The following is a 14774-nucleotide window of genomic DNA, read 5'->3' on the forward strand; positions in this document are numbered from 1 at the left end:
TAGTTACAGACTGATTTTATTATTATCAATGAAATAATAAAGACACTCCAACATCATAAGCTCTTGTCCAACACAAGCATATTCTAGCAAATAGAATTGATAATTACCAGTAATCAACTGAGTTCTAATAAAGGGGGTAACGATCCAACGGCTGTTTGTTGGAACATAATCGTTTATCGTTGCTATGAACCATGCGAATCAACTTTATTGGTAATATATTTAGTTACTTTAGAAAAAAGCCTCAATAGGCTTTTTATTGTTTCTGTAATTGTAAAACTTGAGCATTATTTATCTCTTTAAAAAGTTTATTACTTGTTTCTTTAGAAATTACATCAGTTTTTACCTGGTTCAATACAAATTGATATTCAAGTTGAAAAGCCTCTATGAGTAATTCGTTTGGAATAATTGTATCTTCTTGAATTTCGTTGCGAATACGATAATGTCTGTTTTCCAAAATATGTTTTACTTCTTCTATATCACTAAAGTCAGTTATCTTATTTTCTAATCGCTCTTTTTCAAGAGAACTTAATTTTTCGATTGTTTGTTGATATAAACTACTTTCTAGTCGGCTTATATCAGTTCTTATTGTCGCAAATTCTTGCATTTCTACTGAGTCTATTCTTCTGCCACGTCGTCTTTTAGAGAATAATCGTCTTATTTTCTTACTAGTTGAATGTTTACTACTGTTTTCTAGATAAATTCTAAAATAGTCAATAACTTTAGATGAAAATTGTGCTTTTATAGTTGTTGTATCAAGTAATGTTTCCTGCCAACTTATTATCTCGTCCATTAATTTACTACTCTTAGTGTGGTCAGGGATTTGTAATCCTTTTTGTGATTGTAGTTGTTTGGTAAGACTACTACGAACTTTACTATCCTCAATTTCTTCTACCATATGAAGAATCGCATAATCAACCATATCGTTACGAACCTGATTGATATTATCAGTACTTTCACCTCCAAGTGCCGGTAATAATTTTGGCAGAATCAGTGTTGGTACAATAAGACTTAAAAGAATAACAATAGCGGCCATTGTAATAATAATTTCCCTATTCTCGTTGCTCAAAATACTAGTATTCAAAGGTAAAGAGAAAGCCATTGCTAATGTCATTGTTCCATGGGCTCCTGACAAAGCAAAAATTGTTGAATCACTATTACGCTCTTCTTTTACATCAGAGAAGAAGTGTTCGATTGATCTATTTCCTTTTCTATTAGTCCAAAATTTTCTTATAAATAACATTAGCAAATAAACTAAAACGCTTATCAAAAATAGTACAATTGATTCTTTCCAACCAAGTGATTTAAAAATGTCCAAAATTCCAAATAGACTTACACCCAAGAGAATGAAAACAAAGTTATTCAGAATATCGCTTAAAATCTCCCAGATTGTATTATTCGTTAATTGAACATTTGTTGAAGTCAGTTTGAGCATATCTCCTTCAAAATTATGAATCAACCCAGCAGCAACTACAGATAGAACACCGGAAGTTCCAAAATGTTCTGCTAACAAATAAATAAAGAAGGGGGTTAGAATTGAAATAGGAATTATGGTAGCTTCTGGCCGAGTTGCTCTGAGATTGATTGCCGTCCTAATTCGTACCAGTAGAGCACCGACAACTAAACCAATTATAATTCCACCAATTGAGACAAATATAAAGCGACCAAGTCCTTCCCAAATACTGAAATGCCCACTCTCTAAAACAGATAATCCTAAGCTCAATAAAACTAGCCCTGTTGCATCATTAAATAAAGATTCAAATTCAACGGCTTCATTAACCCCTTCGGGCATTTTCTTTCCAGAAATTATTGATTTTACAGCAACAGCATCTGTTGGCGTTACAATTGCTGCAAAACAGATAGCTAAAGGAAAAATCCAACTCCCCATTATATTATTCGTAAGCACTGCTACTAAAAGTACAGTCACCACTGCTAAAGTAATTGATAGAAAAAATATTCCTCTAAAATTTTTTCGTACTTTTTTTAATGAAGTTTTACTTCCCTCATAAAACATTAATGGAGCAATGATTAACATCATAAAAAACTCTGGCTCCAATTCAAAATTTTGAAATTCTGGTAGGAAACTCAAAATAAGGCCCACACCAATCAAGATAAAAGTTTCTGAAATTTGTGGAAAAAACTCTTTGATTATATTTGCCCCGATAACACCAATCATCATCACAGCAATAAAACTAATAGCTGACATAAAACACCATTCCTAATTTTTATACTCTTACAGTATAACATGTTCAAGATTGGGTTTCCAAGACTAGTATTAAAATTTATGAAATATACAAGACGATTTGTCATTTTCATAGTATATAAAAGTGATTTAGATTATTAATATAATGATAAAAAGACATCTATTTTGACGTCTTTTTATTTATTTTGATTTGGTCATTAGTAATTTTGCTGAACATTTTAACCATCCAGTAAACTATCACGATATTCAATATTCAGTAATTCTTTTTCAGGAAATAAGAATCTGTCAAACCAGTTTTGGCTTTCAAAAAAATTGATTTTATCATGTTCTAGCGGATGATAGTCTTTTTCCAAAAAATTAGATAAGTTCTCTATTGAGTCCTCTCCTAAAATAAAAATATTATCAGGATGATAAAATAGGTAATGCTTGATGGCTTTATTTGTTGTAACTAATTTTTTCTTAAAGAAAATAGCCTCCATTGTTCTCAAGGTCAAACCTGTCTGGTTTTCTTGCATAATTTCAAGAATACCATTACTATTAATTAAGAACTCTAAAAATTTTGGATAGGGTAAATATCCTTTATTTTTAAAACCTTTTTCTCCATTAATGATATAAAGTAATATTGAAATATCTAAACTGGCACATTTATCTAAAATAACATGTGCAAGTTGAGTTCTTCCTTTATCATTTCCTCCAAAAAACAAATCATAATCTGGTATTTGAAGAGGTAAATTTATACAAGGAGTATAAAAAGTAGAATTATGATAGAGCCCATATTTTTTTGCTTCAATAGGGTCAAAACTATAGTAGGAATCAATTACTCCTATTTCTCTAGAGGTGTGTAGCAAATCAATATATTTTTGAGTCAAATGATTCCAAAAAAATAGAATCATCTTTGCCTCGGTAAAATCCTTTATAATATTAGGATAGTTAGCTTTAAAACCAGAATCTAAAAATATAATAAGCTGATAACGGGCAAGCCGGTGCTTTCCTAAATCACTTTTTATAAAATGGACTAATCGGCGTCCTGAAATTACATCAATATTATTTAAGGAATCGAAAAAATAAAGATGTGCATTTTTAGCTACTAAGAGTATTTTGCTGTAAGAAATTTCTTTCATGTTCTAACTCCTTTCAATTCAGTATAAATTCATTGTATGATTAAATTTCAGAATATTCAAAAATATCGTCTTACAAAAAATACATTCACCAATGATGATAGTATTATATTTTTGAATATTCTAATTAATTCTAAAACATTCTGCTGTCCTTCAGATTCCTTTTTGTGTATACTAATTATTAATAGCGCTAGTTTTTAGAAAAGAATTGTATCAATTTTAAAAAGGAGAAATGATTTTATGAAAACAATCCTTCAAGCTTTTGAATGGTATTTACCCTCAGATTCTCAGCACTGGAATAATATAAAAGAGAATATTCCTGACTTAGGAAAGTTAGGATTTTCAGGATTGTGGTTACCTCCAGCTTCCAAGGCAGCTTCTGGAGTTGAAGATGTTGGTTATGGGACCTATGATTTATTCGACTTAGGGGAATTTGATCAAAAAGGGACAATTCCTACAAAATATGGGACTAAAGATGAATATCTTGATTTAATTAATACACTACACCACAACAATATTGAAGTGTATGCGGATATCGTTTTTAATCACATGATGGGTGCTGATGAAACAGAAACTATTGAAGCTGATATTAAAGCAGAAGATAATCATCTTCATAACATCGAAAATAATAAAACTGTTGAAGTTTGGACCAAATTTACATTTCCAGGAAGACAAGGAAAATACGACAATTATATATGGACCTGGCACAACTTTACGGGAATTGATTATGATGAAAGGAAAAATCAAGAAGAAATTCTTGAATTTGAAGGACATGAATGGGATGAGAATGTAGATTCAGAGAATAATAATTTTGATTATTTAATGGGGGCTGATCTTGATTTTAGTGTTTCGGAAACGGTAGAACAGCTTGAAAAATGGGGACATTGGTTTTCAGAAATGACAAAAATTGATGGTTTTCGATTAGATGCAATTAAACATATTGATTTCAAATATTTTGATAAATGGCTTGAACAGAGAGCAAAGCAATTGGATAAAAAACTTTTTATTGTTGGCGAGTACTGGTCTGATGATCTTGGCAAATTAGAGTATTATCTAGAACAATCCGGTGATAGAATACAATTATTTGATGTACCACTACATTTTAATATGAAAGAAGCCTCTTCAACCAATGGAGAATTTGATATGCGTACTCTTTTTGATCACACACTCACTGCCAGCCAGCCAGAACTCTCGGTCACTTTTGTTGACAACCATGATACTCAAGAAGGACAGGCTCTTCAATCTTGGATTCCAGCTTGGTTTAAAGAGCACGCTTATAGCTTAATTTTACTTCGAAAAAAAGGAACTCCTACTGTCTTTTGGGGAGATTTATATGGAATACCCTCACATAATGTTAATCCTGTAGGTGATAACTTAAGAACTATGATAGTATTACGTAAGGACTCTGAGTTTTTAAGGGAAAATGATTATTTTGATCATCCTGATATTATTGGATGGACAAATATTTTAAAAATAGATAATAAGGAATATGGATTATCATGTATTTTAACTAATAAAAATGGTGGCTCAAAATATATGATAATTGATAAGGCGTATGCAGGTAAAGTTTATATAGATTTATTTGGAAGACATGAAATACCTATTACGCTGGATCAAAATGGTGGAGCTGAATTTTACGTCAATGATGGAAGTGTTTCGGTTTGGGTAGATAAGGAAATTGTTTCAAAAATTGATCAAATGAACTTTCAAAACTAACTACTTTATCAAATAGGATAAAAAAAGTATCTCTAATAAGGTACTTTTTTATTTGAACTATTAGTCAATCAATGAGGTATGTTTGATTTCTTCAATATTTTTTGTTCCAGCAAGTTGCATAGTAATACTTAGCTCTTTGTTTAAGTGTTCAAAAACAGATTGAACGCCTTTGGCTCCCCCTAAATTCAAACCATAAAGAACTGGACGACCTACCGCAACAACATCTGCTCCTTGTGCTAAAGCTTTGAAGACATGTTCCCCACGTCTAACTCCACTGTCAAAAACAATAGGAACTCGATGATTAACACTTTTAGCGATGAGGGGTAGGACATCAATTGAAGCAGGTCCTCCATCTAATTGTCGTCCCCCATGATTTGAAACCCAGATACCGTCTGCCCCAGCGTTAATGGCATCATCTGCATCAATAGGAGATTGGACCCCCTTAACAATTACAGGAAGATTAGTTATTTTTTTAATTTTTTGAATATCTTCTAAAACAAGACCTTGTTTTGCTGCTGCATAAATTTCGCTGATTCCCTTGCCAGTTCCATCACTTTCTGAAAAAGCAGCTAAATTAGGCATTGGTAGAGGAAATTGAAAGTGATTGATAACGTCTTCTTCTCGATAGCCACCTAGTGTTGAATCAGCGGTTAAAATAATCGCCTTAACTCCAGCTGATACAGCTTTTTTCAAAAGAAATTCATTAAATTTGTCATCTTTACTCATGTATAATTGGAAAAATTGCGGTGCACCTGGTGCTGCTTTTGCGGCGTCTTCCACTGATGTACTTCCGTAAGTACTAATTGAAAAGATTGAGCCAACTTCAGCCATCGCTTTAGCAGTTGCAACTTCTCCTTCTTCATGAGCAAGGCCTTGGGCGGCAACTGGTGCTTGGATTATCGGTGTTTTTAGCTTTATACCAAAGAGTGAGGTACTTAAATCTGCAGAATCAACTCCTCTTAATACTCGAGGCATAATTTGTTTTTTGTTAAATGCTGATGTATTTTCATTCAGTGTCCACTCATCTTCAGAGCCACCACGAATGTAGCCAAAGGCACCTTTATTTCCCGCAGCCTCCATACTTTGTTTCACTTTACCTTCAAGTGATTTAACATTTACAATTTCTAACGCTTTGTTTTCAGTACTAGTTTTATAAGTCATCTTAGTTCTCCTATTTTTTGTAAAGTTTACATCTGTAGATGATAAATACATTATACATCTTATTTTTAAAAAATACACAAATGAAAGATTTATTTTTTTATAAACTAAAACTTATATAAAAAGATAAATTAAAAAAGTAGCAAAACTACTCTTTTATATTATTATTTTAAAAGGTGGTACGATAAGGTTTGGTTCTTTACTTTTGATAGAAAAATTCATTTTCTATCTGAACAGAATATGAAAATATTCTATTAAGTTTCTCACTCATCCCTTATCATTTTACAATCACGAATTATAAATTTCATTAATAAGTTCTTCTGTTTTATCCCAACCCAAACATGGGTCAGTGATTGATTTTCCAAATACTTCTGGTTTGTCTTGACGACCGTCTTCAAGATATGATTCAATCATAAATCCTCTGACGTATTTATGAATTTGTTCATCCCAATTACGATTGACTAATGTTTGACGAACAATTCTTATTTGTTCCATATACTTCTTCCCAGAGTTATCATGATTAGTGTCAATAACAATAAACGGATTTTTTAAGCCCATTTTTTCGTATATTTCAATACTTTCAAGAAGATTATCTGTATAGTAATTTGGATGGTTTTTACCATTTTCATCTTGTCCACCACGAAGGATGGCATGAGCTAATGGATTTCCTGATGTTTCTACTTCAGCATTCCCAAATAGAAAATCTTGAGATTGTTGGGCTGCATACATTCCATTAAACATAACTTTTAAATTCCCTGATGTCGGGTTTTTCATTCCTGTTGGGGCATCTATTCCTGAGGCAACAAAGCGATGTTGTTGATTTTCAACTGAGCGTGCGCCAACCGCATAGTAACTTACTAAGTCATCAACTAATGGTAGATTTTCTGGGTATAGCATCTCATCAGCCGTAGTCAGACCAGTTTCAGTAATTACTTTATAGTGAAGGTCGCGAACCATTTTTATCCCATTGATAAGATCTGTGTGTCCATCTGCATCAGGTTCATGAATGAGACCTTTATAGCCATCTCCGTTAGTCCGTGGTTTTGCAGTGTAAACACGCATCACAATAAAAATTTTATCTTCTACTTCTTTTTGAAGTTTTGACAATCTGTGAGCATATTCTAAAACTGCAGCTTCATTATCTGACGAGCAGGGACCGATGACTAAGAGGACTCTATCGTCTTCACCCTTAATTATCGCTTCAAGTTCCTTGTCACGTTTTTCTTTCTTTTCTCGTTGCTCATCATTTAAATGATTTAGCTCTTTTACATCTTTAATGTTAATTTTGTTACTGAGTTCTTTAAAAGTCATCTTTTACCTTTTTTCTATAGTTTTTTTGTAAAAATACCTAATAATATTTTACTGCAATAAATTTTTTTTTTACTTTTTATGTGCCTCCTTTATAATAAAAAAAGACGTCCCAAGGGACGTCTTCTTTATCCCCTAGATGATTAACGAACATCAAAGAGGACCCACATTTTATTAGCCAAAAAACTAATGTGGATCATTCATAAAGAAAAAATAAAATTTTTTAAAGTTGTTAATCATTTTGGAACCTCGATATTTAATATTACTAGTTAGTATAATTAAAATTTTTTGATTTGTCAATTATTTATCTATTTTTTCTTAATTTTATTTTAAAATTTTTTTACATAATTTTTATTATGTATTAAATGGTGAATAAAGAGGAAATTGATGAATGAATGGAGTGTGCTGTATTTGCATTATTCATCGTATAGAGGTGAATTCCAGCAACATCCTCTGTTACTAAATCAACAATTTGGTCGATGGCAAAAGCAATTCCAGCATCCCTTAAAGCGATAGGGTTATGTTCATATTTTTCGAGTATTCTAATAAATTTTGCTGGTAATGGTGTATTACAATTTTTTAATAGACGAAGAATTTGATTTCGATTGATTACTGGCATTATTCCAGCGAATATTGGAGTATTTATCTCAGCAATTGCGCAACGTTCTTGAAAATCATAAAAACTATCATTATCAAAAAATAGTTGCGTGATTAATCTGTCACAACCAGCATCTACTTTTTCTTTCAAATAATGAAAATCACTCACTCGATTTTCTGATTCGGGATGAATATCGGGATAGCAAGCACCCAAAACTTCAAAACTATCATCATAATCTTTGATGAACTTAACTAAATCACTTGCAAATCTAAAATCTTCTTTCCTAGATTCATCGCTGATATCACCTCTTAAAGCAAGAATTTTTTTGATTTGTTTATCTTTTAACCGTTTCAAAATTTCGATCACTTGAGCTTTATCTAAATATGCGGCAGGTAAATGAGCAACTGCTGGAATATCTAGTGTATTGTTTACATAATCAGCAAACTTTATAGTTGTATCTCCAATATTATCATAATTATTGTTACTACAAGTTACACTGATAAAATCTGGCGAAAGAGTTCTTAGGCTATCCAATGTCTTTACCAAGTTGCTACTTCCAATTTGAGTTGTAGGTGGAAAAACTTCAAAAGAAAGAATTTTGGAATTACTTGTCATATTAAACCTTTTCCTTTCTTGACTCCTTTGTTGCCTCAACTAAGTGTCTTAAACTTGGAATGGTTTCGGAATTACCACGTGTTTTAAGACCACAATCAGGATTTACCCAAACTTGTTCAATTGGTAATTTTCCCAATATTTTTTTTAATTGATTTTGTATTTCTTTTACGCTAGGTATTCTTGGAGAATGAATATCATAAACTCCAGGACCAACCAAAGTTTGAAAATGGTGAGCTTTTAATGCATCGATAATTGATAGCTCACTTCTACTTGCTTCAAAAGAAATTACATCAGCATCCATTGCGTCAATGGATGAAATAATATCTTCAAATTCAGAATAACACATATGCGTATGAATTTGTGTTTCCGGTTTTACTTTAGAGTGAACTAAACGAAAGGCAGGAATTGCCCAATCTAGATATTCTTTATACCAATCACTTTTGCGCAGAGGTAACTTTTCTCTCAATGCTGCCTCATCAATTTGAATAATCTTAATGCCAGCTTTCTCCAAGTCAAGAACTTCTTCTTGAACAGCTAATGCCAATTGTAAAGTACTTGCTTTTAACGAAATATCTTCTCGCGGAAAAGACCAATTTAGAATCGTTACAGGACCTGTCAGCATTCCTTTTACTGGTTTAGATGTTTGAGATTGAGCATAGGCTGACCAACGGACGGTCATAGCTTCTGGTCTAGTGACATCAGCCCACACGATTGGAGGTTTTACACAACGTGTCCCGTAAGATTGAACCCATGCTTTTTGAGTAAAAACATAACCTTCTAACTTTTCTCCAAAATACTCTACCATGTCATTTCGTTCAAATTCACCATGGACTAAAACGTCTAATCCAATATCTTCTTGGAGTTTAAGACATTCTTTTATTTTTTCTTCTAAGAATGCATCATAATCTGCTTGGCTTAATTCTCCTCGCTTATTTTGTAGCCGAACTTTTCTCACCTCCGCCGTTTGAGGAAATGAACCGATGGTTGTGGTTGGTAAAAGCGGTAAATTAAGCGATTGAGATTGACTTACTCGTCTTTCGACTAGTGACGGTTGCCTAGTGAAGTCTTTTTCTGTTAAATGATCAAGTTTTTGCTTAAGTAGAGAATTTTCACGAACTCTTTCATTTTCAAAAAGTTCGATATTCTTCTTCAAAAAAGAAGTGTTTTTATTAAAATAAATATCGGAAATTTCATCAATTTCATTTAATTTTTCTGTGGCAAATGAAAAGTGTTTAAGAATTTCTTTTGATAATTTAGTTTCATTTTTAACTGTTACTGGAACGTGTTGTAAAGAGCAGCTTGTGTTAATTACGATATCTGCTACATCATCTAAAGAGGCCAGCAGCTCAAGTGTCTTTTGATAATTATTACGCCAAATATTCTTTCCATTTACTAGTCCTGCAAAAAGTATTTTCTCTTTGGGAAAACCATATTTTTGAATAAGAGCTAAAGAATCTCTTCCTTCTATAAAATCAAGACCAATACCATCAAAATCAAGCTTTACTATTTCTTTATAGCTATCACGAACATCTCCAAAATATGTTTGAAGAAGTATCTTAAGGTTGTTTTTACTCTTAAGTAGTTCTTCATAAATTGTCACAAATAAATTTTTTTCTTCTTCAGTTTGGTCTAAAACAAGTGCTGGTTCTTCAATCTGTAACCATTCTACTCCTAGTTGATTAAGTTCTTTTAGTAGTTTTTGAAAAGCTACAATAACATCAGATAATACTGTATCTTTCGTGGCTCCTGACTTGTAATCTGCTAAAACTAAAAAGGTATATGGGCCAATAATTGTTGGTCTGGTTTCAAATCCAGCAGATTTTGCTTCCTTATATTCATTTAATAATTTTGAAAAATTTGCTTTAATAAACGTATCTTTGTTAATTTCTGGAACTAAATAATGATAGTTTGTATTAAACCATTTTTTCATTGGTCTTGCTTTTACGTCATTTTGCTCATCTTGGAAACCACGCGCTAATGCAAATAAAGTATCTAGTTCATTTAATTCTAAATTTTTATAAGACTCTGGAATTGCACCAAGAGCAATTGATAGATCTAAGGTTTGGTCATAGAAAGAAAAGTCATTGGAAATAGGTGTGTCAATTCCAGCCTCTTTTTGACTTTTCCAATTTTCCAAACGAATTTCTTTAGCCACTGTTTGTAATTCTTCTTCTGTAATTTCTTTACGAAAATATTTTTCAAGAGCAAATTTTAATTCACGGTTTGAACCGATACGTGGGAAAGCAATAATTGATTTTTTCATAGTCATAGTCTCCAATTTTTAATAGGTCTATCTTATCAAATTTAATAAAACTTTAATAATACATTTTTAATATGATGACCTATAGTTTAAAACTATAGGTCAATCAGAAAATAATAAAAAGTCCAAGTAAATTTCTTGGACTTTTTGCATTTCATTATCTTCTTTGCATTAAGTGAATTTTATCCTGTAAAAATGGTGGGATAACAATTGAACTTTCTCTATCTTCTTTAATAATTATTGATTTATCTTCTAATATATCGATTACTTTAATAAGATGTGGAAGAGAAATTTCTAATTTTTTGAAAAAGTTTTTTCCTTCTTCTTCTATTGCAGTAACATGGTAGGTTTGCTCAACTTGTGTCTCATCAAGAGTCAGTTCCACTTCATTTTTCAGCCAAAATGATTCTGTAGGAATTTCTGAGCCGTGAGGGTCAGTTGCTGGATAGCCCATTAAGACATATAGAGATTCTATCAATCTAGGCGATGAAGCATGTTCTAAATTTTCGGCTTCATCGTGCACTTCCTCCATTGTGTATCCAACCTTCTCAAAAAGAAAAGTTTCCCAAACTCGATGACTTTTTAAAATAAATCGTGCTTCGTGATTTCCTAAGTCTGTAAGTGATACCCCATAATAAGGTTTATGAATAACAAGTTCTTTTTTAGCTAACCGTTTAATCATTTCAGTAGCGCTTGGAGATGATACTGATAATTTTTGGGCAATGGCATTGATACTAACAGATCCATTGTCTTCATTTTTCAGGCTATATATAGCCTTTAGATAGTCTTGTTCATTTTTTGATGTTTTCATTTTTTTACCTTACTTTTCTTGATTTAATTATAGCATAGACTATACCAAAGTAAAATAAAAGTGGGATAAATTATCACCACTTTTATTTTTTATTTAAAGTAATTCACCGTATTTTGCAACAAATATTTTTTTAAATATGGTAACAAGAATCATATACATCACTACTGTTAAAAATAGCCATGGAAAAAAGTTAATTGGTAAAGCCATTAAACCAATTGATTCTCCAAAGCTTGTGAATGGAATGATTGTGAGTCCAATGATTCCCATGAAAGTTAAGATTGTTAGTGGAGCCGAAGCACGACTTTGTAAAAATGGAATTTTAGGAGTCCGAATCATATGGATAACCAAGGTTTGAGTCCACATTGATTCAACAAACCAGCCAGTATGGAAGAGCGCAATAAATCCAATATATGCTGCACTTCCAGGAACAAGAGAGCTAAATGGTCCAAATGTCGCTGGACAAATCACAAAGAACATTAGAAGATAAGTTGTAATATCGAATACGGAACTTGTTGGGCCAATCCATAACATGAATTTACTTACAGAACTTGCATCCCATTTTCTTGGAACAACCAAATATTCTTCATCGACATTATCCCAAGGAATAGCGGTACAAGAGAAATCATAAATTAAATTAAGTAAGAGAATATGAATAGATAGCATTGGGATAAATGGTAAAAATGCACTAGCGATTAGAACCGAGAACATATTACCAAAGTTAGAACTTGCTGTCATTTTGATATACTTAATCATGTTAGCATAGGTTTTTCTTCCTTCAATAATTCCTTTTTCAAGAACCATTAAATCTTTTTCTAACAAAATAACATCAGCTGACTCTTTGGCAATATCTACAGCACTATCTACTGAAATTCCAACGTCAGATGATTTCATTGCTGCTGCGTCATTAATACCATCTCCCATATAGCCGACACTATTGCCTGAATTTCTAAGTGTTGTTACTATTCTAGCTTTTTGTTGAGGTGATAACTTTGCAAAAACAGAAGCTTCCTTAGCAACCATTGCCAATTCATTATCATCTAATTGGTCGATATCAGAACCTAAAATAGTTTTATCAACTGGAAGTCCTACTTGTTTGCAAACTGAACGAGTAACTTTATCGTTATCACCAGTCAAGATTTTAACTGAAACACCATATTTATTAAGTGCTTTGATTGCTTTTGCTGTAGATTCTTTGGGTGGATCAAGAAAGGCAAGATAACCCATTAACACCATTTCAGATTCATCTTGAACCGAGAATGTATCTACTGGTGAAGGATTTGTTTTTTGAGCGACTAAAATCACGCGCATTCCTTCTTCGTTAAGTTCATCAACTTTTTTCAGAATGTATGCTCTGAGTTCAGGAGTTACAGGAACAACATTTCCCTTATCTTCGACTAAAGTACAGATGTCTAACATTTCTTCAGCTGCACCTTTAGTAATCATTTGCGTTTTTGAAGTCGCTCCATTAGTATTGCTTTTTACTACGACACTCATCCGCCGTCTTTCAAAATCAAAAGGAATTTCATCAACTTTTGTATATTTACTACTTAGACCACCCAGTTCAGGATTTTTATCTTGCTTGGCTTCGGCTCCTTCGATAATTGCCAAATCCATTAAATTCTTTAAACCAGTTTGGTAGTAACTATTCAAAAATCCATGTCTTAATACTCGAATATTTTCTTGCCCATGAATATCTAAATGACGCATTAATACTACTTTATCTTGTGTTAATGTTCCAGTTTTATCAGTGCAGAGAATATTCATTGAACCTAGATTTTGAATAGAATTTAGGTTCTTGATGATTGTTTTTTCTTTTGACATTGTGACTGCACCTTTTGCTAGGCAAGTTGTCACAATCATTGGTAACATTTCTGGTGTTAAACCAACAGCAACTGCTAAAGCAAATAGTGCGGCTTCCATCCAATCACCTTTAGTGAAACCATTGATCAATAAGACAAATGGAACCATAACTAACATAAAGCGAATGAGGACCCATGAAACTGAGTTAACGCCTTTTTCAAAAGTTGTTTGAGTTGAGTCTTCGGTTACACTTTTTGCCATTTCACCAAAAATGGTCGCATCTCCAGTTGCAATTACAATTCCATAAGCACTACCAGAAATGACATTTGAACCCATGAAGGCTAAGTTTACTGACTCTGTGATTGAATCATCTTTTTCATCAGTAGCTAAATCTAATTTTTCTACTGGTTCGCTTTCACCAGTTAAAGAGGCTTGGCTGATAAATAAATCTTTTGCTTGAATAATCCTAAGGTCTGCTGGAACCATGTCTCCAGCTGATAGATGGATAATATCGCCTACGAGAACTTCTTCAATAGGAATCTCTTGACTTCCTGATTCTAATCTATGAACGTTTGTCGTCGTCGTAATCATTTTTAAGAGATTCTCAGCAGCATTTCCACTTCTAGTCTCTTGAACGAAACGCAGAATTCCTGAGATTAAAACCATTGTAGTAATGATAATGAGTCCTTGTGGATTTTTCTCACCAGGGGCTGCTAAGATAATATCTGTAAAAGCTGAAACTAATGCTAAAACAAATAATATAACGGTAAAAGGATTGATAAACGCTTGATAAAGCCGTTTTATGAGTGAAGTTTTTTTACCACGCGTAATCGTATTATTTCCATATTGTTCACGAGAGATTTCTACTTGTTCTTCACTTAATCCTTTATTTGATGTTTTAAATTTTTGAAATAGCTCTTCTTTTGTAGACTTTTTTGCAAATTCTAATCTTGCTTTTATTTCGTTGTTATCTACAAATGTTGTGGCTCTTTTTGTATTTTCGAGTGTTTTTCTAATTTTTTTCATTGGTCTGTACCTCATATTCTATAATATTTTTGTGTGTACAGTCCCAAACTTTAGGCGCTTTAAAGAAGGTGATAAAAACGGAAAACTGCTCTTATCACGTTAATTATCTTCGGCCTATCAGGCTCGGGACTATTAATGGTCTGGGATTCCATTTCCGTTTTCAC

The 14774-nt window shown here is 32.5% G+C and carries 9 protein-coding genes; 1 reads left to right on the forward strand and 8 read right to left on the reverse strand.

Annotated elements, in window-relative coordinates:
* Positions 1 to 253 precede the first annotated feature (253 nt).
* Positions 254 to 2203, reverse strand: coding sequence for a cation:proton antiporter (locus ACRYLU_RS06080; RefSeq protein WP_038600873.1), 1950 nt, complete (start codon positions 2201 to 2203; stop codon positions 254 to 256).
* Between the two features lie 215 nt (positions 2204 to 2418).
* Positions 2419 to 3321 carry a hypothetical protein gene (locus tag ACRYLU_RS06085; protein ID WP_058203089.1) on the reverse strand — a complete coding sequence of 301 codons (903 nt, stop codon included), beginning with the start codon at positions 3319 to 3321 and terminating at the stop codon, positions 2419 to 2421.
* Positions 3322 to 3558: 237 nt separating this feature from the next.
* On the opposite strand from ACRYLU_RS06085, the gene ACRYLU_RS06090 reads away from it, so the two are divergent.
* A complete protein-coding gene (locus ACRYLU_RS06090) occupies positions 3559 to 5034 on the forward strand; it encodes an alpha-amylase (protein ID WP_038600867.1) in 1476 nt (491 codons plus the stop codon).
* Between the two features lie 60 nt (positions 5035 to 5094).
* On the opposite strand, the gene ACRYLU_RS06095 is transcribed toward ACRYLU_RS06090, so the two are convergent.
* The 6 genes from ACRYLU_RS06095 to mgtA form a co-directional block, all read right to left on the reverse strand.
* Positions 5095 to 6195, reverse strand: a complete 1101-nt coding sequence (locus ACRYLU_RS06095; RefSeq protein ID WP_181022848.1) for a lactate oxidase — start codon at positions 6193 to 6195, stop codon at positions 5095 to 5097.
* Positions 6196 to 6480: 285 nt separating this feature from the next.
* Positions 6481 to 7503: a 3-deoxy-7-phosphoheptulonate synthase gene (locus ACRYLU_RS06100; RefSeq protein WP_104141885.1), complete on the reverse strand. Its 1023-nt coding sequence runs from the start codon at positions 7501 to 7503 to the stop codon at positions 6481 to 6483.
* Between the two features lie 358 nt (positions 7504 to 7861).
* On the reverse strand, positions 7862 to 8713 hold the full coding sequence (gene metF / locus ACRYLU_RS06105; protein WP_260310337.1) for a methylenetetrahydrofolate reductase [NAD(P)H]: 852 nt from the start codon (positions 8711 to 8713) through the stop codon (positions 7862 to 7864).
* A 1-nt stretch (position 8714) separates the two neighbouring features.
* Entirely contained in the window at positions 8715 to 10976 is a 2262-nt protein-coding gene (metE, locus tag ACRYLU_RS06110) for a 5-methyltetrahydropteroyltriglutamate--homocysteine S-methyltransferase (RefSeq protein ID WP_445080766.1), read from the reverse strand.
* A gap of 154 nt (positions 10977 to 11130) precedes the next feature.
* Entirely contained in the window at positions 11131 to 11784 is a 654-nt protein-coding gene (locus tag ACRYLU_RS06115; RefSeq protein WP_058205705.1) for a metal-dependent transcriptional regulator, read from the reverse strand.
* A 93-nt stretch (positions 11785 to 11877) separates the two neighbouring features.
* Positions 11878 to 14610 carry a magnesium-translocating P-type ATPase gene (gene mgtA, locus ACRYLU_RS06120; RefSeq protein WP_195927455.1) on the reverse strand — a complete coding sequence of 911 codons (2733 nt, stop codon included), beginning with the start codon at positions 14608 to 14610 and terminating at the stop codon, positions 11878 to 11880.
* Between the last annotated feature and the right edge of the window lie 164 nt (positions 14611 to 14774).

The organism is Lactococcus sp. KTH0-1S, assembly GCF_052544945.1.

Excerpts from the sequence above, each read along its gene's own strand:
- ACRYLU_RS06080 (WP_038600873.1), bottom strand. The coding sequence starts at position 2,203 with ATGTCAGCTATTAGTTTTATTGCTGTGATGATGATTGGTGTTATCGGG.
- ACRYLU_RS06085 (WP_058203089.1), bottom strand. The coding sequence starts at position 3,321 with ATGAAAGAAATTTCTTACAGCAAAATACTCTTAGTAGCTAAAAATGCA.
- ACRYLU_RS06090 (WP_038600867.1), top strand. The coding sequence starts at position 3,559 with ATGAAAACAATCCTTCAAGCTTTTGAATGGTATTTACCCTCAGATTCT.
- ACRYLU_RS06095 (WP_181022848.1), bottom strand. The coding sequence starts at position 6,195 with ATGACTTATAAAACTAGTACTGAAAACAAAGCGTTAGAAATTGTAAAT.
- ACRYLU_RS06100 (WP_104141885.1), bottom strand. The coding sequence starts at position 7,503 with ATGACTTTTAAAGAACTCAGTAACAAAATTAACATTAAAGATGTAAAA.
- metF (WP_260310337.1), bottom strand. The coding sequence starts at position 8,713 with ATGACAAGTAATTCCAAAATTCTTTCTTTTGAAGTTTTTCCACCTACA.
- metE (WP_445080766.1), bottom strand. The coding sequence starts at position 10,976 with ATGAAAAAATCAATTATTGCTTTCCCACGTATCGGTTCAAACCGTGAA.
- ACRYLU_RS06115 (WP_058205705.1), bottom strand. The coding sequence starts at position 11,784 with ATGAAAACATCAAAAAATGAACAAGACTATCTAAAGGCTATATATAGC.
- mgtA (WP_195927455.1), bottom strand. The coding sequence starts at position 14,610 with ATGAAAAAAATTAGAAAAACACTCGAAAATACAAAAAGAGCCACAACA.